Source organism: Plantactinospora soyae, assembly GCF_014874095.1.
Classification (GTDB): Bacteria; Actinomycetota; Actinomycetes; order Mycobacteriales; family Micromonosporaceae; genus Plantactinospora; species Plantactinospora soyae.
Genome location: NZ_JADBEB010000001.1, coordinates 6,427,191 through 6,451,793 on the forward strand (window position 1 = coordinate 6,427,191; position 24,603 = coordinate 6,451,793).

General features: G+C 73.9%; 7 protein-coding genes. 2 read left to right on the forward strand and 5 right to left on the reverse strand.

The window, feature by feature from the left end; all coding sequences use genetic code 11:
* Nucleotides 1–64 precede the first annotated feature (64 nt).
* Together H4W31_RS43190 and H4W31_RS28075 are read left to right on the forward strand one after the other, a co-directional pair.
* Nucleotides 65–17,527 carry a non-ribosomal peptide synthetase gene (locus H4W31_RS43190; RefSeq protein WP_318783443.1) on the forward strand — a complete coding sequence of 5,821 codons (17,463 nt, stop codon included), beginning with the start codon at nucleotides 65–67 and terminating at the stop codon, nucleotides 17,525–17,527.
* A gap of 53 nt (nucleotides 17,528–17,580) precedes the next feature.
* Entirely contained in the window at nucleotides 17,581–17,811 is a 231-nt protein-coding gene (locus H4W31_RS28075) for an MbtH family protein (RefSeq protein ID WP_192769375.1), read from the forward strand.
* 6 nt (nucleotides 17,812–17,817) lie between these two features.
* On the opposite strand, the gene H4W31_RS28080 is transcribed toward H4W31_RS28075, so the two are convergent.
* The 5 genes from H4W31_RS28080 to H4W31_RS28100 form a co-directional block, all read right to left on the reverse strand.
* A complete protein-coding gene (locus tag H4W31_RS28080) occupies nucleotides 17,818–18,294 on the reverse strand; it encodes a macro domain-containing protein (RefSeq protein ID WP_318783444.1) in 477 nt (158 codons plus the stop codon).
* A 73-nt stretch (nucleotides 18,295–18,367) separates the two neighbouring features.
* The gene (locus tag H4W31_RS28085) at nucleotides 18,368–20,176 is read right to left on the reverse strand and encodes an ABC transporter ATP-binding protein (protein WP_192769377.1); all 1,809 of its coding nucleotides are present in this window, start codon (nucleotides 20,174–20,176) and stop codon (nucleotides 18,368–18,370) included.
* Between the two features lie 80 nt (nucleotides 20,177–20,256).
* Nucleotides 20,257–21,951 carry an ABC transporter ATP-binding protein gene (locus tag H4W31_RS28090; protein ID WP_192769378.1) on the reverse strand — a complete coding sequence of 565 codons (1,695 nt, stop codon included), beginning with the start codon at nucleotides 21,949–21,951 and terminating at the stop codon, nucleotides 20,257–20,259.
* An 89-nt stretch (nucleotides 21,952–22,040) separates the two neighbouring features.
* On the reverse strand, nucleotides 22,041–22,970 hold the full coding sequence (locus H4W31_RS28095) for a hypothetical protein (RefSeq protein WP_225945723.1): 930 nt from the start codon (nucleotides 22,968–22,970) through the stop codon (nucleotides 22,041–22,043).
* A gap of 135 nt (nucleotides 22,971–23,105) precedes the next feature.
* Nucleotides 23,106–24,554 (reverse strand): M28 family peptidase, encoded by a 1,449-nt coding sequence (locus H4W31_RS28100; RefSeq protein ID WP_225945724.1) that lies wholly within the window; start codon nucleotides 24,552–24,554, stop codon nucleotides 23,106–23,108.
* Nucleotides 24,555–24,603: the final 49 nt, after the last annotated feature.

A 24,603-nucleotide genomic window follows, 5' to 3' on the forward strand; every position in this document is an offset into this window, starting at 1 on the left:
GACAACTTCCGACCACCTCGTGCCACCCGCTCCTTCCACCCGCTTCGAGAGGCGGTATTTCGTCGTGCCCAAGAGTGACCTGAACAGCGCGGACGGCGAGCTGAACACGGTGGAGCGGCAACGGATCCTCGTCGAGTGGAACGACACCGTCCGCCCCGCGGCCCCGGCGACCTGGCCGGAACTGTTCGCGCAGCAGGTCCGGCGGGCACCCGCAGCGGTGGCGGTGGTCTGCGAGGACGTCGAGCTGACGTACGCCGAACTGGACGCCCGGGCCGACCGGCTGGCGCAGGTCCTGCTCGCCCGGGGCGTCGGCCCGGAACGGGTGGTGGCGCTCTGCCTGCCCCGCTCGGTGGAGATGATCGTGGCCGAGGTGGCGGTCCTCAAGGCCGGCGGCGCCTACCTGCCGGTGGACCAGGACTACCCGGCCGAGCGGATCGGCTTCATGCTGGCCGACGCCAGGCCGGTCTGCCTGGTCAGCACCGCCGCGCTGGCCGGAAGCCTGCCGGACACCCCGGACCTGCCCCGACTGCTGCTCGACGAGCTGTCCGACGGTCTTGCGCTCGACGAGCTGTCCGACAGCGATCAGCCCGATCGTGAGCCCACCGACGCCGACCGGGGTACCTGGTTGACGCCGGAGAACGCGGCGTACGTCATCTACACCTCCGGCTCGACCGGCCGGCCCAAGGGCGTGGTCGTCTCGCACGCCGGAGTGGCCAAACTGGTGGCCACCCAGGCGGCCCGGCTCGGCGTCGGGCCCGAGAGCCGGGTCCTGCAGTTCGCCTCGCCCAGCTTCGACGTGGCGTTCTGGGACCTCTGCCTCGGCCTGCTCTCCGGCGGCCGGCTGGTGATCGTGCCGGCCGAGCGCCGGGTGCCCGGCCCGGCGCTGACCGAGTACGCCCACCGGCACGGCGTGACCTTCATGATCCTGCCGCCCGCGCTGCTGGCCGCGATGCCGAGGGACCTGACCCTGCCGGCCGGGGCGACCCTGCTGGCCGGCACCGAGCGGGTCTCCCCGGAACTGGTCGCCCGGTGGGCCCGGGACCGGCCGATGTTCAACGCGTACGGGCCGACCGAGGCGACCGTGAACTCGACCCTCGGCGAGTGTGACCCCGACACGTCTCCGGGCGGAGTGGTGCCGATCGGGCGCCCCGATCCGGGTACCCGCTGCTACGTGCTCGACGCCGCCCTGCGACCGGTGCCGGTGGGCGCGAGCGGCGAGCTGTACCTCGGTGGAACCGGCCTGGCCCGGGGCTACCTCGGTCAGCCGGGACTGACCGCCCAGCGGTTCGTCGCCGACCCGTACGGCCCGGCCGGCGGGCGCCTCTACCGGACCGGTGACCTGGTGCGCTGGCTGCCCGACGGGCGACTGGAGTTCCTCGGCCGGGCGGACGACCAGGTGAAGATCCGTGGTTACCGGATCGAGCCGGGGGAGATCGAATCCGTACTTTCGCAGCATCCGGCGGTCGGCCAGGTCGCCGTACTGGCCCGGGAGGGGCGGGCGGGTGACCAGCGGCTCGCCGCGTACGTCGTACCGGCGCTGGACGGGGAGCGGACGCCGAGCCGGGACGCCGACGCCGAGTCCGACCGGGTGGGGGACTGGGAGCGGCTGCACGAACTGCTCTACACGGCCGGGCGTACCGAACGGTTCGGGGAGAACTTCACCGGCTGGAACAGCAGCTACGACGGCCAGCCGATTCCGCTGGACCAGATGCGTGACTGGCGGGACCAGACGGTACGGCGGATCCTGGCGCTGCGCCCGCGTCGGGTGCTGGAGCTCGGTGTCGGCAGTGGCCTGCTGCTGGCCCGGGTGGCGCCGGAGGTGGAGTCGTACTGGGGCACCGACCTGTCCCGGGCCGCGGTCGACGCGCTGCGCGGCCAGGTGGCCGAGGTCCCCGAACTGGCCGGCCGGATCGAGTTGCGGGCCCAGCCGGCGGACGTGACCGACGGGCTGCCCACCGGCTTCTTCGACACCATCGTGCTGAACTCGGTGGCGCAGTACTTTCCCAGCGTCGACTACCTGGTCGACGTGCTGCGCCGGGCGGTCGGCCTGCTGGCGCCCGGCGGTGCCGTCTTCGTCGGCGACGTGCGCAACCTGCGACTGCACCGCCCGCTGCGCGGGGCGATCGAGGCGGGGCGCCGCCGGTCCGGGAACGACGGCACGGACGCCGCGCTGGCCGCCGTCGAGCAGGGCCTGCACTGGGAGGGTGAACTGCTGCTCGATCCCGACTTCTTCGCGGCCCTGGCCGGCGCGCTGCCGGCGGTCGGCGGGGTCGACCTGTGGGTGAAGCGGGGCCGGGACCACAACGAACTGACCCGCTACCGGTACGACGCCGTGTTGCGGACCGGCACCGACCCGGCGTCCGGAGCCCCGGGCGGCGGCGAGGACGTCGTCGAGCTGCCCTGGACCGCCGAGCCGGCCGGGCTGACCGGGTTGGCCGAGCGGCTGGACCGGGAGCGGCCGGTGGCGCTGCGGGTCACCGGGGTACCGAACGCGCGGCTGGGCACCGACGTCGCCGCCTACCGGGAGCTGTCCGGCGATGCCGGGTCGCCGGACCCGGCGGGGGTTGACCCGGAAGCGGTGTACGAGCTGGCCGGTCGGCTCGGCTACGACGTCGCCGTCACCTGGTCCGGTACGGCCGACGACGGCAGCCTCGACCTGATCCTGCGTCACCCGGCAGCGGCGGTGTCCGGCCCGGCGTACCGCCCCGGCTCGGTGCGGCCGGCAGAACTGGCCCGGTACGCCAACCGGCCGGCGCCGTTCCGGGACGTGGCCGCGCTGATGGCGGCGCTGCGGACGTACGCCCGGAGCTGGTTGCCCGACCACATGGTGCCGGCGGCGTTCGTGCCGCTGCACCGGCTGCCGGTCACCCCGAGCGGCAAGCTGGACCGGGCCGCCCTGCCCGCCCCCGACTTCGCGGCCCTGACCACCGGCACCCGACCCCGGGACGCCCGGGAGGAGGTGCTCTGCGCGCTCTACGCCGAGGTGCTCGGGCTGCCCGAGGTCGGTGTCGACGACGACTTCTTCGCCCTCGGCGGTGACAGCATCGTCTCGATCCAGCTGGTGATCCGGGCCCGGCAGGCCGGCCTGGTGATCACTCCGCGCCAGGTCTTCCAGCGGCGTACCGTCGCCGAACTGGCTCCGGCGGCCGAGCCGCTGCCCCGGGCGGGCGAGGACGACCCCCGGGCCGGGGTCGGCGAGTTCGCGCTGACCCCGATCATGCGCTGGCTGGACGAGTGCGGCGGGCCGATCGACGCGTTCAGCCAGTGGCTCGCGGTCCGGGTGCCCGCCGACGCGACCGCCGAGCGGTTGACCGCCGCCCTGCAGACGGTGATCGACCGGCACGACGTGCTGCGGTCCCGGCTGGTCCGGGCCACGCCGGAGGTACCCGGCCGGCTGGTGGTGTCGGCACCGGGCACGGTGCCGGCGGCGGACCGGCTGCACCGGCTCGACGTGGCGGGGCTGACCGACGAGGCGCTGCGGGACCGGATCGAGGTTGCCGCCGAGTCCGCCGGTGCCCGGCTGTCGCCCGAGGCCGGGGCGATGGTCCAGGCGGTCTGGCTCGACGCGGGCCGGGAGCGGACCGGCCGACTGGTCGTGGTCGTGCAGCACGCGGTGGTCGACGGGGTGTCCTGGCGGATCCTGCTGCCGGACCTCGCGGCGGCCTGGGCCGACGTGTCCGCCGGCCGGCCACCTCGGCTCGACCCGATCGGTACGCCCCTGCGGCGCTGGTCCGAACTGCTCGACGCCGACGCGTCGTCGGACCGGCTGACCGAGCTTCCACTGTGGATGGAAATGCTGCGCGGTCCCGACCCGGCACTGGCGGACCGCCCGCTGGATCCGGTCGGTGACCTCGGCACCGTCCGGCGGCTGACCCTCCGGCTGCCGGTCGAGCAGACCGCGCCGCTGCTCACCACGATCCCGTCGGCGTTCCATGCCGGGGTGAACGACGTGCTGCTCACCGCGCTCGCGCTGGCGCTGGCGCACTGGCGGCGCCGCCGGGGAACCGGGGAACCGGTGCCGGCGCTGGTGGCGCTGGAGGGACACGGTCGGGAGGAACAGATCGCCGACCGGGTCGACCTGTCCCGCACCGTCGGCTGGTTCACCAGCATCTTCCCGGTCCGGCTGGACCCCGGACCGATCGACCTGGACCGGGCGCTGGCCGGTGGCCCGGACGCCGGCCGGGCGCTGAAGCGGATCAAGGAGCGGCTGCGGGCGATTCCCGACCACGGTCTCGGGTACGGGCTGCTCCGGCACCTCAACCCCGACACCGCCGCCGTGCTGGCCGAGCTACCCGGACCGCAGCTCAGCTTCAACTACCTCGGCCGGTTCGGGGTGGACTCCTCGGCGGACGGCTGCTGGACCGCGTTGCCCGGGATGGGCCTGCTCGCCGGGGGCTTCGACGCGGGAATGCCGGTGGCGCCGTACACCCTGGAGGTCAACGCCTTCACCGAGGACCATCCGGACGGGCCGGGGCTCGGTGTGACCTGGGCCTGGCCGGACGCACTGCTCCGGGAGGCCGACGTACGCGAGCTGGCGCAGGGCTGGTTCGCCGCCCTCGACGCGCTCATCCGGCACGCCGCACAGCCCGGAGCCGGCGGCCCCACCCCGTCGGACTTCCCGCTGCTGGAGCTGGACCAGGACGACGTCGACGAGTTGGCCGCGAACGGGCCGGCGATCGCCGACCTGCTGCCGCTGACCCCGCTCCAGGAGGGGCTGTTCTTCCACGCCGTCGCCGCCGGCCCGGACCGGGATCCGTACCGGGTCCAGCAGGTGCTCGACCTGCGTGGCCCGCTCGACGCCGACGCGTTGCGCCGGGCCGCTCAGGACGTCCTGGACCGGCACGCACCACTGCGGACCGGCTTCCCGCAACTCGCCGACGGGCGGGCGATCCAACTCGTCGCCGACCGGATCACCCTGCCGTGGCGCGAGGTCGACCTGACCGGGTACGCCGACGAGGCGCGGGCGGCCGAGTTCGAGGGCCTCGCCGAGGCCGAACGGGCCGCCCCGTTCGACCTCACCCGTCCGCCGTTGCTGCGCTGCGTACTGGTCCGCCGCGAGCGGGACCGGCACACGCTGCTGCTCACCCACCACCACATCGTCACCGACGGCTGGTCGGCCGGGGTGACCCTGCGGGACCTGCTCGACCGGTACGCCCCGGCGGGTGAGCCGGCCCGACTCGCTCCGGTCACCCCGTACCGGCGCTATTTCGAGTGGCTCGCCGGCCGCGACCGGGCGGCGGCCCAGGACGCCTGGCGTACCGCGCTGGCCGGTCTGGACGGCCCGACCCGGCTCGGCGACGAGCCCGGCCCCGAAGTCGAGTCCGATTCCGGTCCCGGAGTCGATTCCGATTCCGGAGTCGAAGGCCTGTTCCAGCCCGAGCGGGCCGAGGTGGTCCTGCCGGCGACCGTGGCCACCGGTCTCGCCGGCCGGGCCCGGGCCGCCGGGCTGACTGTCGGCAGCATCGTGCACGCCGCCTGGGCGATCGTGCTGGGCCGGCGTACCGGCCGACGGGACGTCGTGTTCGGCAGCACCGTCTCCGGCCGACCGGCCGAACTGGACGGCATCGAGTCGATGGTCGGGCTGTTCATCAACACCCTGCCGGTACGGCTGCGCTGGGCCCCGTCCGAACCCCTGGTCGACCTGGTCGCCCGGCTTCAGCGCGAGCAGTCCGAACTGCTCGACCACCAGTACCTCGGGCTACCGGCGATCCAGCGGCTGGCCGGCGGCGGCGAACTGTTCGACACCCTGGTCGTGGTCGAGAACTACCCGGCCGACGCCGCCGGGCGGAACCGGGCCGGCGGCCTGGAACTCGCCGGGGTCGAGTTCCGCGAGGCCACCCACTATCCCGTCACGCTGCTGGTGTCGCCGGCCGGTCAGCTCGACCTGACCATCGAGTACGACCCGGCCCGGATCGACCCCGGGACGATCGGTCAACTCCGGGCCGGCCTCACCGAGATCCTCCGCACCGTCGTCACCGAGCCGACCCGACCGGTCGGCCGGATCGACCTGTTGTCGGCCGCCGACCGGGCATCGGCGCTGGTCCGGCTGGCCGGCCCGACCGTCGCGGTGCCGTCGCTGACGCTCGGCGGGGCGGTGTCCGCGCAGGCCGCCCGTACCCCGGACGCGATCGCGCTGATCGACGGCGAGCGGCAGATCTCCTACGCCGAGCTGGACCGCCGGGCCGGCGTCCTGGCCCGACGCCTGACCGAGCGCGGGATACGGCCGGGCGAGATCGTCGCGGTGGCGGTGCCCCGGTCGGCGGAACTGGTGGTGGCGCTGCTCGGCGTGCTCCGCGCGGGTGCGGCGTACCTCCCGCTGGACCTCGGACACCCCCGGGACCGGCTCTCCGCCGTGCTGGCCGACTCCGGCGCCCGGGCGATCCTGTCCACGGTGGACGCCATGACCCGGCTGCCCCACCCGGACGGCGTCACCCTCCTGCTGGTCGGTGAAAGGAAGGGCCCCTTCTTATCGCATTCTGTAGAAGAAGGGCCCCTTCCTAACATCCTGTCGCCCGAGCAGGCGGCGTACCTGATCTACACCTCAGGGTCGACGGGGCGGCCGAAGGGAGTGTTGGTCAGCCACCGGGCGATCGTCAGCCAGCTGGAGTGGTCGCAGCGGCAGTTCGGGCTCGGCACCGGGGACCGGATGCTGCAACTGGCACCGGCGGCCTTCGACACCTCGGTCTGGGAGATCTTCTGGCCGCTGTACGCCGGCGCCGCCGTCGTACTGCCCGAGCCGGACGCCGCCGGAGACCCGACCCGGCTCGCCGGACTGATCCGCCGGCACCGGGTCACCACGGTTACCTTCGTACCGTCGATGGTCGAGGCGTTCCTGCTCGCCGACGAGGTCACCGCCGATCCGGGCTGGGCGGCCACGCTGCGCTGGGTGTCCAGCGGCGGCGAGGCGCTGACCCCGGAACTCGCCCGGCGCTGGCACGCCCTGACCGGCACCGCGCTGGACAACTTCTACGGGCCGACCGAGGCGGCGGTGCAGGTCACCTGGTGGGCGAACGACGGCGGATCCAGCCGTACCGTGCCGATCGGCCGGCCGGTGGCGAACACCCGGCTGTACGTCCTCGACGACTGCCTCCGTCCGGTGCCGGCCGGAGTACCCGGCGAGTTGTACGTCGCCGGGGCGCAACTCGGGCACGGGTACCACCATCGCCCCGGGCTGACCGCGGAGCGCTTCGTCGCGGATCCGTACGGTGCGGCCGGGCAGCGGATGTACCGCACCGGTGACGTCGTACGGTGGCGTGCCGACGGCGTACTGGAGTACGTCGGCCGGACCGATCACCAGGTCAAGATCCGTGGCCACCGGATCGACCTCGGCGAGGTCGAGAGCGTGCTGCGGGACGTACCCGGAGTCGCCCAGGCAGTCGTCCTCGCGCGCGCCGACGGGCCGGGCCGGTCCCGCCTGATCGGCTACCTGGTGCCGGCCGCCGGGACCCGGTTGGACGTGCGGGCGGTCCGGACGGCGGCCTTCGCCGCGCTGCCCGAGCCGATGGTGCCGAGCGGATTCGTGCTGCTCGACGCGCTGCCGCTGACCCTCAGCGGCAAACTCGACCGTGCCGCCCTGCCGGCGCCGGACGCCCCGCCGTCCTACGTGGCCGGCGGCGGCGCCGGTTCGGCTGGTGCGGTCTCGGGGCGGCCGGCCGGTTCGGATCCTGCGGTCTCCGGTGGGCCGGATGGTTCGGATCCTGCGGTCTTCGTTGGGCCGGCCGGCTCGGGTGCCGGCATCGCCGACGGTTCGGGCCGCGGGTCAGGGCCGGGCTCCGACCCGGCTGGCGGCTCGGCCGGGCCGGACGGTGCCGTGGCGGGACCACGCTCTGGCGCCGAGCGGATCCTGTGCGAGGTCTTCGCGGCGGTGCTCGGGGTGCCAGAGGCCGGCGTCGACCAGGACTTCTTCGCGCTCGGCGGTGACAGCATCCTGTCCATTGCGGTGTCCAGCCGGGCCCGCCGGCAGGGTCTGGAGGTTGCCCCCGGGGACGTACTCCGGCACCGGACGCCTCGGGCGCTCGCCGAAGCGGCCGAGGCCGCCGAGGCCGCGAAGCGGGTCCGTACCGGGGGCGCGTCGCCGTCGACGGGCACCGCACCCGCCGCGCTGCCGATCGGCACCGGGAGCACCGGGCCCGCCGGGGCCGGTGCGCCGATGCCGGCGCCGCCCGCCGTTCCCGGCGAGGTGGTGACCGCCTCGGACGGGGTGGGCGACGTACCGCTGCTGCCGGTCGTGCACTGGCTCCGGGAGACCGGTCTGCCGATCGACCGGTTCACCCTCGCCAATCTGCTCGTCGCGCCGGCGGGAGCGGACCTCGACTCGCTGACCGAGGCGTTGCAGGCGGTACTCGACCACCACGACGGGCTCCGGCTCCGGCTGCGCCGGATCGCGTCGGTGCTCTGGTCGCTCGAGACGACCCCGGCCGGCACGATCCGCGCCGCCGATCTGGTACGCCGGGTGGACGTGACCGGGCTGGCGGACGCGGACGTACGCGCACTGCTCACCGCCGAGTCCGTCGCCGCCACCGAGCGGCTCGCCCCCGACGCCGGCACGATGCTCCAGGTCGTCTGGTTCGATGCCGGTGACCGGCCGGGCCGGCTGCTGCTCACCGCCCACCATCTCGTGGTCGACGGCGTCTCCTGGCGGATCCTCTTCGAGGACCTGGCCGCCGCCTGGACAGCCGTGACGACCGGCCGTGCCCCGGAACTCGCCCCGGTGGGTACGTCGCTGCGCCGGTTCGCCCGGGTACTCGGCGAGCAGGCGCACCAGCCGGAACGGTTGGCCGAACTCGCGCACTGGGCCGAGACCCTGGCCCCGGGTGCGGAACTACTGCCGCCGGTCACGTTGCCGGCCGGGTCGCCCAGCGGCGGCGTACCGGCCCGTCAGCACGTCGTACGACTCGACCCGGTGGACACGGCGCCGCTGCTCACCGCCGTACCGGCGACGGTCGACGGGGACGTGACCGCCGTACTGCTCGCCGCCCTCCGGCTCGCCGTGACCCGGTGGCACCGACGGCACGGCCGGGACGCCGACGTCGAACTCCTCGTCGACCTTGAACGGCACGGCCGGGAGGACATCCGACCCGACCTCGACCTGTCCCGTACGGTCGGCTGGTTCACCAGCGTGCAGCCGGTACGCCTGGCCGCCGGGGCCGACCCGGCCGACGTACTGCGGGCGGTCGGGGCACGGCTGCGGGCCGTACCGGACCGTGGGGTCGGGTACGGCATGCTGCGGTACCTCAACGCCCAGGCGGCGCCGATCCTCGCCGGTCTCGCCTCGGCCCAGGTGCTGTTCCACTACTACGGCCGGTTCCCCGGTGGATCGGGTGCGGACTGGACGCCCGCTCCGGAGTCCGACGCCATCGCCACCGTCAACGGTGGGCTGGACCTGGCGCATCTGCTCCAGGTCGACGCGGTCAGCACGGAGACTCCGGCCGGGCCGGAGTTGACCGCCACCTGGACCTGGCCCGATGGGCTGCTCGCCGAGCCGGATGTCACCGAGCTGAGCGCCGAGTGGATCGCGGCGCTGCGCCAGCTCACCGCCGCAACCGGCGGGCCGGAGACGGGGACCGCCGGACTGGACGGCGCGGTCGCCGGGCTGAGTCTGAGCCGGGCCGAGATCGACCGGATCGTGCGGACCAGCCCGGTTCCGGTGGCGGAGATCTGGCCGCTCTCGCCGTTGCAGGAGGGGCTGTACTTCCACGCCAGCTACGACACCGCCGCGCTCGACGTCTACACCGCTCAGGACGCCTTCGACCTGGACTACCGCCTGGACCTGGCCCGGCTGCGCCGGGCCGGCGCCGCGCTACTGGCCCGCAACCCGAGCATGCGGGCCGGGTTCACCAGCGAGGGACTGGCCCAGCCGGTGCAGTTCATCGGGGTGGCTCCGGAGTTGCCGGTGACCGAGGTGGACCTCTCCGGGCTCGACCCGGAGCACCAGCGGGTCCGGATGACCGAGCTGATGGCCGCCGACCGCCGCCGCCGGTTCGACCTGACCAGCCCGCCACTGTGCCGACTGCTGATCATCCGGCTCGGCGACGACCGGGACCGGTTGATCGTCAGCCACCACCTGGTGCTCTGGGACGGCTGGTCCGAGGAACTCTTCGTCGAGCAGTTGTTCACGCTCTACGAGCGGGACGGCGACGACCGGGAGCTGCCGCCGGCCGGGTCGTACCGGGACCACCTCGACTGGATCGCGGCCCAGGACGCCGAGCTTGCCGGCCGGGCCTGGCGGGACGCCCTCGCCGGGCTCGCCGAGCCGACCCTGGTCGCACCCGAGGCGACCCTGGCGCCGGTGGTTCCGGAACGCCGTCGTACCCAACTGCCGGCGGTGCTGGGGGAACGGCTGCGCGGCCTGGCCCGCCGACACGGGTTCACCCTCAACACGGTGCTCAGCGCGGCCTGGGGCCTGGTGCTGGGTGGACACCTCGGCCGGACCGACGTGGTCTACGGGATGACGGTCGCCGGACGGCACGGCGACATCCCGCACGTGGAGAACATCATCGGGCTGTTCCTGAACACCGTGCCGGTACGCGTCACCGCGGACCCCACCGAGTCGGTGCTCGGCCTGCTGCGCCGGCTACAGGAGCGGCGGATCGAGCTGATGCCGCACGATCACCTCGGGCTCGGTGCGGTGCAGCGGGCGACCGGGCACGCCCGGCTCTTCGACACGCTCTACGTGTTGCAGAACTTCGTCGACGAGGGCGAGTCGGCCCGGCTCCGGGACCGGCACGGGATCGCGGCGGTGGACGGCGTGGACGCCACCCACTTCCCGCTGACCCTGGTGGTCACCCCGGCGGAACGGATCCGGATCGCGCTCGACCACCGTCCCGACGTGGTTCCCGGCCCGGTGGCGCAGGCCCTGCTCGATCGGTTCGTCGGCCTGCTGGTGCGGCTGGTCGCCGATCCGGAGACCCCGGTCGGCCGGCTCGACCTGCTCACCGAGGCCGAGCGTGCCGAGCTGACGCAGGAGTGGGACGGTACCCGGCACGAGGTCGGCACCGAGTCGGTCGCGGACCTGCTGGCAGCCCAGGCGGCCCGTACCCCGGACGCGGTGGCGTTGGTCAACGCCTGCCGGACCCTGACGTACGCCGAGTTCGACGCCCGGATCAACCGGCTGGCCCGGCTGCTGATCGCCCGGGGTGCCGGCCCGGAGCAGGTGGTGGCGCTCGCGTTGCCGCGCTCGATCGAGATGGTGGTGGCGCTCTTCGCCGTGTTGCGGACCGGCGCCGCGTACCTGCCGCTGGAGCTGGACCATCCGGCCGAGCGGCTGGCCTTCGTGCTCGGCGACACCGAACCGATGTGCCTGCTGTCGGTGACGTCGGTGCTGCCCACGCTGCCGGGAACGGCCGCCCCGGTGGTGTCGCTGGACGGATCGGCGGTGCTCGCCGAGCTGGCCGAGCTCTCCGGTGCCGAACTCGGCGACGCCGAACTGCCGGCCGGGTTCGCCCGGACCGATCCGGACCGGTTGTCGCACCCCGCCTACCTGATCTTCACCTCCGGCTCCACCGGCCGGCCGAAGGGTGTGGTGACGCCGTACAGGGGGCTGACGAACATGCAGCTCAACCACCGGGAGGCGATCTTCGACCCGACGGTGGCAGCGGCCGGTGGGCGACGGCTGCGGATCGCGCACACCGTCTCGTTCGCCTTCGACATGTCCTGGGAGGAACTGCTCTGGCTGGTCGAGGGGCACGAGGTGCACGTCTGCGACGAGGAGCTGCGCCGGGACGCACCGGCCCTGGTCGCCTACTGTGACCGGCACCGGATCGATGTCGTCAACGTCACCCCGAGCTACGCCCACCACCTGATCGAGGAGGGACTACTCGACCGGGACGACGACACCGACGAAACCGGGGGCGCAGGCGACACCGGCGAGATCGGGGACGCCGGCCGGCACCGGCCGGTGCTGGTGCTGCTCGGCGGCGAGGCGGTCTCCGAGGCGGTCTGGAGCCGGCTGCGGGACACCGACGGAACGCTCGGATACAACCTGTACGGGCCGACCGAGTACACCATCAACACGCTCGGCGGCGGCACCACCGACAGCGCCACCCCGACCGTCGGCCGGGCGATCTGGAACACCCGCGCCTACGTGCTGGACGCCCACCTGCGGCCGACGCCGCCCGGTGCGCCGGGTGAGCTGTACATCGGCGGCATCGGGCTGGCCCGTGGCTACCACCGCCGGTACGCGTTGACCGCGCAGCGCTTCGTCGCCGACCCGTACGGCGCACCGGGGGAGCGGATGTACCGCACCGGTGACCTGGTCCGGCGCCGGCCGGACGGGAACCTGGACTTCCTCGGGCGCACCGACGACCAGGTGAAGATCCGGGGCTACCGGATCGAGTTGGGCGAGATCGAGGCGGCGCTGGCCGAGCACCCCCGGGTGGCGCACGCCGCCGTGCTGGTGGACTCGTCGGCCGGCAACGGCGTACGTCGGCTCGCCGGCTATGTCGTACGCGGTGCACAGTGGACGGAAGCGGACGACGACGACGTACTGGTCGCGGTGCGGGCGGATCTGAAGCGGCGGCTGCCCGACTACATGGTGCCGGCGGCGCTGGTGCCGCTGGACCGGCTGCCGCTGACCGTCAACGGCAAGCTCGACGTGGCGGCGTTGCCGACGCCGACCGTCCGGACCGGTACGACCAGCCGGCCTCCCCGCTCACGGCGGGAAGAGGTGCTCTGTGCCCTCTTCGCCGAACTGCTCGGGGCGCCACAGGTCGGTGTCGACGACAACTTCTTCGACCTCGGCGGCCACTCCCTGCTGGCCATCCGGCTGATCAGTCGGGCCCGGGTGGCGCTCGGCGCCGAGTTGGCGATCCGGGACCTGTTCGAGGCCCCGACCGTCGCCGAACTTGCCGAGCGGCTTCCAGGAGCGTCCGACCCGACCGATCCGACCGGCACCGGACCGGACGGCGCCGGACCGGACAGCGGCACCGAAGCCGTCCGGGCCGAGCTGGTGCGTACCGAGCGCCCCGCCGAGTTGCCGCTCTCCTTCGCCCAGCAGCGGCTCTGGATGATCCAGCAGTTGGCCACCGAGTCGGCGGCCTACAACTTCCCGATCACGGTACGGCTGCGCGGGGCGCTGGACGTCCCGGCGCTGCGTGCCGCGCTCGCCGACCTGACGGGCCGGCACGAGACCCTGCGGACGGTCTTCGGGGAACGCGACGGTCGCCCGTTCCAGCGGGTGGTTCCGGTCGCCGACGCCCGACCGGTGCTGGAGACAGTTCCCGCCGCTCCGGCCGAGGTGGCCGGGATCGTCCGGAACGCCGTACGGCGCCCGTTCGACCTGACCACCGAGCTGCCACTGCGGACCACGCTGATCGCGGTCGCCCCCGGTGACGCCCCGTCGGGCGGGGTCGACGAGCACGTGCTGGTGCTGCTGCTGCACCACATCGCCACCGACGAGTGGTCGGACCGGCCGTTCCTGCGCGACCTCGGCACGGCGTACGCGGCCCGGTCGGCGGGACGGGCGCCGGACTGGCCGCCCCTGCCGGTCCAGTACGCCGACTACACCCTCTGGCAGCGTCGACTGCTGGGCGATCCGGCGGACCCGGGCAGCCTGTCCGCCCGGCAGCTCGACTTCTGGCGTACCGCCCTGAGCGGAGCGCCGGAGGAGTTGGTGCTGCCGACCGACCGGCCCCGCTCGGGTCAGCCTGACCCGTCCGGTGCGGAACTTCCCGTCGAGCTGCCCGCCGAGGTCGGCGCGGCGCTGCGCCGGCTCGCCCGGAACACCGGAACCAGTCTGTTCATGGTGGTGCACGCCCTGGTGGCGGCGTTGCTGCACCGCCTCGGCGCCGGTACGGACATCCCGCTCGGTGCGCCGATCGCCGGCCGGGGCGATGCGGCCCTCGACGACCTCGTCGGCTTCTTCGTCAACACGCTCGTACTCCGGGCGGACGTGTCCGGCGACCCGACCTTCACCGAACTGCTCACCCGGATCCGGGAGACCGACCTGGCCGCGTTCTCCCATCAGGAGGTGCCGTTCGAGGCCGTGGTGGAGGCGGTCAACCCGGCCCGTTCGGTGTCCCGCAACCCGCTGTTCCAGGTGATGGTGGTGCACCGGAACCGCACCGCCGACTGGTCCGGCCTGGCCGGTCTGACCGTCGTCGACGAGCCGGTCGAGACGCCGGCCGCAAAGTTCGACCTGGTCTTCGACATCGCCGAGGGCGCCCGGCACCCCGATGCCGGCCCGGACGACGATGACCGGCTGACCTGCCTGCTCAAGTACCGTACCGACCTGTTCGACCGGAGCACGGTCGAGCTGCTCGGGGCCCGGCTGCGCCGGCTCGCCACGGCGGTCGCCGCCGATCCGGTGCTGCCGCTGAGCGGGGTCGACGTCTTCGTCGGCGACGAGCGGACCCGGGTGCTGGGTGACTTCAACGCGACCGGGCGGGAGGTGCCGGAGGAGACCCTGCCGGCCCTGTTCGCCCGCCGGGTCGCGCAGACCCCGGACGCGGTCGCGCTGGTCGACCGCGAGCGGACCATGTCGTACGCCCAGTTGGACGCCGAGGCGGCCCGGATGGCGCGGCGGCTGGCGGCGTACGGGATCGGTCCGGAGACGGTGGTCGGCGTCGCCGTGCCGCGCTCGATGGAGACGGTGGCGGCGGTGCTCGGCGTACTGCGGCTCGGTGCCGCGTTCCTGCCGCTGGACCTGAGCCACCCGGCCGACCGGCTGGCGTTCATGGTCACCGACTCCGGCACCGGCGTGGTGGTGACCACCCCGGAGACTACCGAGCGGCTGCCGGAGCTGGCCGGCGTGTCCCGGCTGCTGGCGTACCCGATCCGCCCCGAACCGGTTCAAGCCGGCGGACCGGCGACGGACGAACCGGTCCCGGCGGCGGTGCCGGTCGGGCTGGACCACGCGGCCTACGTCATCTACACCTCCGGCTCCACCGGCCGGCCGAAGGGCGTGGTGGTGCCGCACGAGGGGATCGCCAGCCTGGTCGCGACCGCCGAGGACCGGATGAGAGTGGACGCGACCTCCCGGGTGCTGCAGTTCGCCTCGACCGGGTTCGACGTCTTCGTCTTCGAACTGGCCATGGCGCTCTGTGCCGGAGGCCGACTGGTGATCGCGCCGGACGAGACCCGCTCGCCCGGCCGGCCGCTGATCGACCTGCTGGAGCGGGAGCGGGTCAGTCACGCCATCCTGCCCCCGTCGCTGGTCTCGGCGCTGCCGGCGGACTGTCCGCTGCCGGCCGGGCTGACCGTGCTGGTCGGCACCGAGACCGTGCCGCCGGACGTGATCGGCCGGTGGGCGGAGCGGCTGCGGCTGTTCGCCGCCTACGGGCTGACCGAGGCGACGGTGAACTCCACGCTCTGGCGCGCCGAACCGGACTGGCGCGGGCCGGTGCCGATCGGGCAGCCGGATCCGAACACCCGGGCGTACGTCCTGGACGAGCGGCTGCGCCCGGTGCCGCCCGGTGTGGTGGGGGAGCTGTACGTCGCCGGCCGGGGACTGGCCCGGGGCTATCTCGGCCGCCGCGGGCTGACCGCCCAGCGCTTCGTCGCCGACCCGTACGGCCCGGCCGGCGGCCGGATGTACCGCACCGGTGACCGGGCCCGTTGGCGCGCCGACGGGATCCTGGACTTCCTCGGCCGGGTCGACGACCAGGTGAAGATCCGGGGGTTCCGGATCGAGCTGGGCGAGATCGAGGCCGTGCTGGCCCGACACCCGGGGGTTCGGCAGGCGGCGGTGGTGGTGCACCGGAGCGCCGACCTGACCCGTCTCGTCGGGTACGTCGTACCGGCCGATGCCCCGGTCGACCCCGCCGAGGTACGGGCACACGCGGCCGGACTGCTGCCGGACTACATGGTCCCGGCCGTGGTGCTGGCCCTGCCCGGACCGCTGCCGCTGACCGCGAACGGCAAACTGGACCGGCGGGCGCTGCCGGCCCCGGACTGGTCCACACTGGCCGGCGAGGAGCGCCCGGTCACCCCGACCCAGCGGGCGCTGGCCGGACTCGTCGCCGAGGTCCTCCGACTGCCCGAAGTGGGGATCTCGGACGACTTCTTCGCCCTCGGCGGCCACTCGATGGCGGCGATGCGGCTGCTCGGCCGGATCCGGGCGGCGCTCGGGGTGGACCTGGCCGTCCGGGACATCTTCGACGCGCCGACGGTGGCCGGACTGGCGGAGCGGGTCGCCGGGGCCGGTGTGGACCGCCCGGCACTCCGACCGGCGGCACCGGGTACGACCCCGCTCGCCGCACCGGTGCAGCGCGGCTGGTGGGAGCGGCACCGGACGTCGGCGGAGCCGGCCCGGTGGGACCTGGCACTGGTGATCACCGCCGAGGGGCACCCCACCTTGGACGTGCCGGCGCTGACGGCGGCCCTGCGGGACGTGCGGGACCGGCACCAGCCGCTGCGTACCGTCCTGGCGGTCGGCGACGCCGGGGAACCGGTGCCGGTGTCGGCCGCCGACCGACCGGTCCTGGAGGTGCTGCCCGACAGCGGCGAAGCACTCGACGTCCGGATCGGCGAACTGGTCCGGACCGGTGTCGACCTGACCCGGGAGCCGCCGCTGCGGGCCTGGCTGCTGACCGGTCCGGCCGGCGACGCCGAGGCGCTGCTGCTGACGATGCACTACCTGGGTGTGGACGAGTGGTCCGTGGTGCCGCTGGTCCGGGATCTCGGCACCGCGTACGCGGCCCGGCTGGCGGGACGGGCCCCGGACTGGGTGCCGCTGCCGGTCGGCTATCCGGACTATGCGCACTGGTCCCGGGAACTGCTCGGCGATCCGGGCGACCCCGGCAGCCGGTACGCCCGGCAGCTCGACTACTGGCGGGTGGCGCTCTCCGGCGTACCGGAGCGGTTGGTTCTGCCCACCGACCGGCCGCGACCGGCGTTGCCGGGCGGGCGGGGCGACCGGGTCGAGTTCGTGCTGGACGCGGCGTCGCACCGGGCCGTCGACGAGTTGGCCCGGCAGACCGGCACCAGCATGTTCATGGTGTTCCACGCGGCGATCGCGGCGCTGCTGCACCGGCTGGGCGCCGGCCCGGACATCCCGGTCGGCACGCTGGTGGCCGGCCGGACCGAGGAGGAGCTGGCCGATCTCGTCGGCTGCTTCGTCAACCCGGTCGTGCTCCGGACCGACACCGGCGGGGATCCGACCTTCGTCGAGTTGCTGGCCCGGGTCCGGGAGGCGGACCTGAGCGCGTTCGACCGTCAGGAGGTGCCGTTCGACGCGGTCCGGCAGGTGCTGCCGGCCGGCTGGAGCGGGCCGCAGGTGATGCTGGTGCACCACGAGGAGGCGCGGCTGGCCGGCCCGGACGGGGCCGCGGCGCTGCGGATCGAGCCGGTGCCGACCGGAGCGACCCGGGCCGAGTTGACGGTCAGCTTCTACGAGCCGCTCGGCGACGGTCCGGTGCACGGCGAACTGGACTACGCCATCGAGCTGTTCGACCCGGAGACCGCGCGGCAGCTCACCGACGGCCTCCTCGACCTGCTCGCGGCGGCGGTGGCCCGGCCCGACACGCCCCTGTCGGCGCTCGGCGCCCGAACCCCGTCACCCGGTGCCGACGCGACACCCGTCCATCCCTGACCTGACCTGCACTGCGGCGATTACGCCGACCGAGGAGAGGAACGAGACAGACCATGACCACCAATCCGTTCGAGGACCCCGAGGGGCAGTACGTCGTGCTCGTCAACGACGAGGCGCAGCACTCCCTGTGGCCGTCCTTTGTGGAAATCCCAACCGGCTGGTCGGTGGCGTTCGGTGTCGACGGGCCGCAGTCCCGGGACGACTGCCTGGCGTACGTGGAGAAGAACTGGACCGACCTGCGACCGCGCAGCCTGCGGGAGCGGATGGAGGACGTGACCGGCTGACGGTGTTCAGTCGTGGTCGTAGACGGTGACGCGCACGTCGCGTTGCCCCAGCGTGGCGACGACGATCGGCTCGATCCGTTCCCAACGCCCGCCGGCCAGACCGCAACCGATCCGGGGCATGTGGACCGAGGCGCCGAGTTCCCGGGCGTGGTCGGCCAGGATGGTCAGGCACCGTTCGACCGCGTCGTACCGGACCGGCGGCCCGGCCGACCCGTGCCGGGTGCCGCGCTGCCCGACCATGTTCGCCACCCAGATGTCGGGACGGACCCGGACCAGACGGACCGCGCCGAGCCCGAAGTCGTTCTCGGCGCGGTGGCGGTGCCACTGCCGGTAGTCGCGTTCCGGCTCCGGCCAGCGTCGGGACAGGGCCAGCACGAAACCCTTGCCCCAGCCGCCGATGTCGTTGCAGAGGTGGGCGATTATCTTCGGCCCCTTGGCCTGCGGGTTGGTCGCGTCCCCTCGGATGATCTGCGGCGGCGTCACCCGTGCAGCATGCCAGCCGGGTACGACGGGGCAGGGCGAGAGCGTGCGCGCGGCAGGTCGCCGATCGTGCGCCCTACCGACCGTCGTGCTCCGGCGTCGACCCGTTCTGACGGGTGCCGGCCCAGGCGGCCCAGAGTTCGGCGTACCGGCCACCGGCGGCGACGAGTTCGTCATGGGTACCGGTCTCCGCCACCCGTCCGGCGTCGAGCACGATGATCCGGTCCGCGCTCACCGCCTGGGTCAGCCGGTGCGCGACCACCAGCCCGGTACGCCCGTCCAGGGCCCGGGCGGCGGCGGTCTCCAGCAGGCGTGCACCCGCGCTGCCGGCCTCGGCGGTGGCCTCGTCGAGGATCGCCACCGGCGGCGCGGCCAGGGTGAGCCGGGCCAGCGCGAGTTGCTGGGCCTGGGCCGCGGTGAGCCGGTGTCCACCGTCGCCGACCACCGTCGCCAGCCCGTCCGGCAGGGCCCGTACCCAGCCGAGCGCGCCGACCCGGTCGAGGGCGGCGAGCAGATCGTCGTCGGTGGCGTCCGGCCCGGCCAGCCGCAGGTCCTCGGCGAGCGGCCCGGCGAAGACGTGCACCTCCTGGCTGATCAGCGCCACGGTCCGGCCGGCCACGGCGGCGCCGAGGTCGTCGATCGGTACGCCGCCGAGCCGGATGGTGCCGCCGCTCGCCTGGTGGATGCCGGCGATCAGCTTCGCCAGGGTGGTCTTGCCGGCGCCACTGGCTCCGACCAGCGCGACCCGTTCGTTCGCCGCGACACTGATCGTCACGTCGTGCAACACGTCGTGGCCCGGCGTGTACGCGTGCCGCAGGTCCTTGGCCTCGATCGTGCCGTCCACCGGCACCGGCCGGCCCTCCTCCCGACGTGCGGCGGGCAGCCGGGTGACCCCGACCAGCCGGACCAGGCTCGCGGCGGCCGACTGCGCGTCGTCGACGAGACTGAGCGCGGCGTTGAGCGGACCGAACAGGTTGTGGAAATACAGGGCGGCGGCGGACGCCGTGCCGACGCTCACCGCGTCCGCGCGGACCAGTAGGAAACCGGTGACGAGGACGGCGCTCAGCCCGATGAACTCGGCGATGTTGAGCCGGCCGAAGAACCGGGTCATCAGCCGGATCCCGCGCAGGGTGAGGTCGACGGCGGCGTTGGACCGTCCGGCGACCCGCTCCAGGTGCGGTTCGGTGAGCCGGAAGGCGCGTACGGTGCCGGCCCCGGCAACCGTGTCGAGCAACTGCTGCTGCTGGACTCCGAGCGCGACCCGCTGGCTGGCGTACAGCGGGGTGGCGTGTTTGGCGTACCACCGGACGGTGTGCAGCTGCACCGGCACCGCGAGCAGGGCGGCGAGCATGAACCGCCAGTCCAGCACGGCGAGCCCGACCAGGGTCAGGCCGATGGTCAGCAGGGACCGGGCGAGCTGGGGCAGCGCGTTCCGGACCGCCTCGGCGATCACCGTGACGTCCCCGGTGACCCGTGCGGTCAGGTCGCCGGACCCGGCCCGCTCCACCTGCTCCAGGGGCAGGTCCAGGACCCGGTCGATGAACCGTTCCCGCAGCTGTGCGAGCATCCCCTCGCCGAGCCGGGCGACGAGGGAGAGGCCGAGCGCCAGCGACGCCCCCTGGACGAGCGCGATCAGTCCGAGCAGCAGCGCCGGTCCGGTGATCGCGTTCGCCGGTCGGCCGTCGACGACCAGGTCCACGATCCGGCCCAGCACCGGGGCGGTGAGCAGGCCGACCGCGGTCGATGCGACGAGCAGCCCGAAGGCGCGTACGGCCAGGAACCGGCGCCCGCGCATCAGCTCGGCCAGCGTGGCGCGGACCTGCCGTCCGGTCGCCGTCGGCAGCAACTCGCGCTGCGGCTGGCCGGGGTTGGCGCTGGGGCTCATCGGGGGAACTCCTCCTGAGGACCGGTCCGGTTGGGCTGGTGCTGCGGTACCGGTCATCACGTCTTCGGGGGTACGGGTCGTCACGTCAGCACCGAGGCCCGGTAGTCGGCGTGGTCGCGTACCAGGTCCGGATGGCTGCCCTCGGCGCGGACCGTGCCCTCGTCGACCAGGACGACCCGGTCGGTGATCGAGAGCAGCGCCGGGCTCGTGGTCACCAGCAGGGTGGTCCGGTCCTGTCGCAGCGAGCGGAGTCCGGCCGCGATCCGGGCCTCGGTGGCCGCGTCGACCGCCGTGGTCGGGTCGTGCAGGACCAGGACCGGCGCCTCGGCGGCCAGGGCCCGGGCCAGCGCCACCCGCTGGCGCTGTCCGCCGGACAGCGACCGTCCGCGCTCGGCCAGTGGGGTGTCGACACCCTGGGGCAGGGTCCGGACCAGCTCGTCCACGTCGGCCGCGGCCATCGGCCGGGTCACGTCGCCCCCGGCCGGGGCGGCCGCGCCCACGTTGTCGAGCACGCTGCCCTCGAACAGGTCGGCGTCGTGCGGCGCGACCAGGATCGCGGCCCGCAGGTGTGCGGGGTCCAGGGTGTGCAGCGCGACGCCGTCCAACTCCACGGTGCCGGTGTCCGGGTCGACGTCGCGGCCGAGGCAGCGCAGCAGGTCGGCCGCGACGGCCGGATCCGTCGCCACGATTCCGAGCAGCTCGCCCGGCGCGCTGTGCAGGCTGACCCCGCGCAACGTGCCGGACCGGACGTCGCGCAGGTCGATCCGGCCGCGGACCGGGGTGGCCGGTCGGCCGGTGCCGTCCGGGGTCGCCTGCGGGGCGCCGAGCACCGAGGCGATCCGGGCGGCCGAGGCGCGACCCTGGGCGAACTCCGCGTTCACCCAGCCGAAGGTGGAGAGCGGGCCGAGCAGGAACAGCGCCAGGCCCACGGCCGCGACGAGTTGACCGACGGTCAGCTCACCCTGGGCGGCGAGCCGGCCACCGAGCAGGCCGACCGCCGCGACGAAGAGTCCGGTGACGGCGAGGATGGTGCCGTCGTACCAGGCCTGGGCCCGGGCCGCCCGGATGGTGGCGGCGAGGGAGTCCTGACTGGTCCGTCGGTAGCGGTTGGCTGCGGCGGGGGCCGCGCCGAGCCCTTTGAGTACCCGCAGCCCGGCCACCAGGTCGGCGGCGACTCCGGAGGCGTACGCCGCACGTTCCTGCTCGGCGTGGCTGCGTCGCTCCAGCGGACGGCCGAGGAGGTGGGCCAGCCAGAGCAGCAGCGGCGCGCCGATCAGCACCAGCAGGCCGAGCGGCACCGAGACCACCAGCAGTGCCGCACCACCGACCAGGAGACCGGTGAGCGCCCCGATCCCGACCGGCAGCGCCCGGTTGACCGTGCCGACCCGGTCGGCGTCGCCGGTGGCGATCGAGACCAGCGCACCGGGTAGCTGACCGGCCTCGGAGCCGCCACGATGGTCCAGGATCCGTCGGGTCAGTGCGATTCGGAGCTGGTGTGCGGCCTGCTCGACCGCGCGTTCCCCGGTCCGGGCGCTGAGTCGGAAGCTGACCGAGAGCACCGCGAACATCCCGGCCAGTACGCCGATCCAGCCGATCAGGTCGGCGATGCCGCCCCGGCCGACGGCCCGGTCGATGACCACTCCGATCAGCACCGGGATGAGCGCCTCGCCGGCCTGGTGTCCGGCGCTGAGCGCCGCGCTGGCGGCGACGTGCCGGGTCTGGCCGGTGATGGCCCCGACCAGGACCGTACGCGCCGAGGGACTGCCGGTGGTCACGCGCGGTACTCCTCCGTTAGCTGGGGTGCAGGTTAGGCTAACCTAAACCGGAAGCGGTGGCGAGTCCGCCCGTCCCGTACCGGGTCCGGCTAGGCCAGGAAGATGATGCTGATCCCGATCACCGCGTCGACCACGGCGCACCACTCCGAGAAGCCGCGCGGCACGACCCGGTTGGCGCGGTGGTGGGCGAGGTCCCAGAACGAGTGGGCCAGCCAGCCGGCCCCGATCAGGTACCGGGCCAGGTCGTCGGAGGCGTTCGCGGCGGCCACCGCCAGCCCCAGGTACCCGACCAGGCCACCGAGTTGCAGTGCCAGCATCCACGGGTTGCCCAGTTGCCGCCGTACGGCGCCGATCAGGAGGTAGCCGATCGGCAGCACCAGCATCACCCACGGGCCGAGGACGAACGGGTCGATCCAGTTGTCGATGGTGACGACCAGGGCCAACCAGGTCGGCCAGCGGTGTTTCAGGATCGCGACGATCCGCCGGGCGGTACGGCCGACCGCGCCGTCGCCGGAGGACGCCGCATCCCATTCGGAGGTGCCGGTCGCGGCGGCGGTGGTGTGGTGCCGGGTGTACTCGTCGCGGCGCAGGAGCATCGCCAGCACCATGGCCGGGAGCATCAGCAGGTGCCCGGCCATCAGCAGGATCTCCCCGGAGACCGCCCCGAGCCAGTACGCCGGCAGGAAGAGCAGGAACGGGACGTACATCGCCGCGCCCATCTGCGCGACCGGGCCCCACCGGTGCCCCCGGTGACGCATCCAGATGGACATTCCCAGGGTCATGTTGGTCGCCATCACCAGCGCGTCGACGTCGGGGCGTCCGAGCACGTCGGCGCGGCCCAGCCCAGTGGCGATCACCTCCCAGACCGGACCGAGCAGCAGCATCCCGAGCAGCATCGCGACGGTCATCTCGGCGAGGTGCCGGAGGAAGTGGCGGAGGCGGCGTCGGCGCGTACCGGAGGGTTCGTGGTCGGGGCCGGCGGCCTGGACGGCGGTGGTGGGCAGCGTGGTGTCGTTCATGGCTCCAGGCTGTCGGCGTCGCCGCTCAACCGGCAGGCGCGCGACGCACGGATCACCCATGCGGATCGCACGAGTGATCCGTGCACCCGGCCGGCCCCGATGTCCGGCCGGGCCGGACTCAGGACCGGCCGGCGGTCACGGCCGGCGGGCCGTCGCGTACGCCGCCGAGCCGATCAGCTCCATCGACACCTGGAGCCGGGACAGGCTGATGTTCTTCTCGATGGTGTCCTCGGGGCTGTGGTACGGCGGTTCGAGCAGCGCCGGGGACTCCTCGCCACGCCAGGAGAAGTTGGCGCTGGCGATGCCGACCTCCTGGAACGACTGGTGGTCGCTGGAGCCGCGCAGGGTGACCGGTGAGATCCGTGGCTGGTAGCCGAGCCGGGTCGCGGCGGCGGCGACCTCGTCGGTGGCCCGGTTCGCCAGTCCGTCGAAGGAGAGCAGCCAGTAGCGGGTCGCCGGGTCCCAACTCGTCGCCACCATGTCGTTCTGGTAGACGGCGACGATGCGGTCGCGCTCGGCCTGCGGCAGTTGCGCGACGTAGTAGCGGGAGCCGATCAGGCCCTGCTCCTCCGAGCCCCAGAGTCCGAACCGGATGGTCGCGTCGAGCGGCAGGCTGCGCAGCACCCGCGCCACCTCCAGGCACAGTACGGTGCCCGAGCCGTCGTCGTTGGCGCCCGGGGCACCGATCACGGTGTCGTAGTGCGCGCTCACCATGACCACCGGGCTGTTCCGGCTGTCGCGGCGTGGTGCCCGCTCGGCCAGCACGTTGTGCGAGGTGAGTCCCCGGTGTGCTTTCGTGGCGACGGTCAGCGTGAGGGAGCGGTGGGCGAGCCGTTCACGCAGCCGGTGCTTCTGCGCCTGGGCCACCCCGACCACCGGGATCGGTACCGGCGTGCTGGCCGAGCCGGGCAGGCTGGGCGAGAAGGCCGAGGCCCGGCGCGGCTCCACGAGGTCGGCCGGCAGGAAGACGACCGCCGCCGCCCCGCGCGCCACGGCGGTGGCGACGAGCTGCTCGCGCTGCGCCGCGACGTAGTCGACCAGGACGATCTTGCCCCTGACGTCGGCCGGGTAGTTCTCCACCGCTCCGGCGGCGACGTCCACCACCCGTGCGGTGACCTTGGTGTCGAGGGCCGCCTGCGGCGACGCGCCCACCTGCCAGTTCAGGTCGTCCGGCAGGCCGGGCCAGGAGCTGCTGAGCTGGCCGATGAACTTGTCCGCGACCGGGAACGGTTGCAGCGTCGTCCGGTAGCCGAGATCGTCGAGCACCTCGGCGAGGTAGTTGGCGGCGGACCGTTCCGAGGAGGTGCCGCCGATGCGGGGACCGATCCGCTCGGAGAGGTGGCGCAGGTGGGGGAGGGCCCGCTTGGCCGAGACCCGGCTGGCGACGAGCCGGTCGTTGTGGGTCAGCGCGGGTGGGCGTACGGCGCCGGGGCGCTGGTCCGTCACCGCCCAGGCCGGAGTGGCGGCGGCGACGGCGGCCGCGGTGCCGAGGCCGAGCGCGAGGGCGCCCCGTCGGCTCAGCGGGGACTTCGTGCCGCCGGTCGACGGCTGGTCGGCGTTCGGGGACTCAGGACGACTATCCAATGTGGTTCCTCCTGGCTGCGCCGGTCCGGGCCGAGATCGCCGGCGTGGA

Excerpts from the sequence above, each read along its gene's own strand:
- H4W31_RS28075 (WP_192769375.1), top strand. The coding sequence starts at position 17,581 with ATGACCACCAATCCGTTCGAGGACCCCGAGGGGCAGTACGTCGTGCTC.
- H4W31_RS28095 (WP_225945723.1), bottom strand. The coding sequence starts at position 22,970 with ATGAACGACACCACGCTGCCCACCACCGCCGTCCAGGCCGCCGGCCCC.
- H4W31_RS28085 (WP_192769377.1), bottom strand. The coding sequence starts at position 20,176 with ATGAGCCCCAGCGCCAACCCCGGCCAGCCGCAGCGCGAGTTGCTGCCG.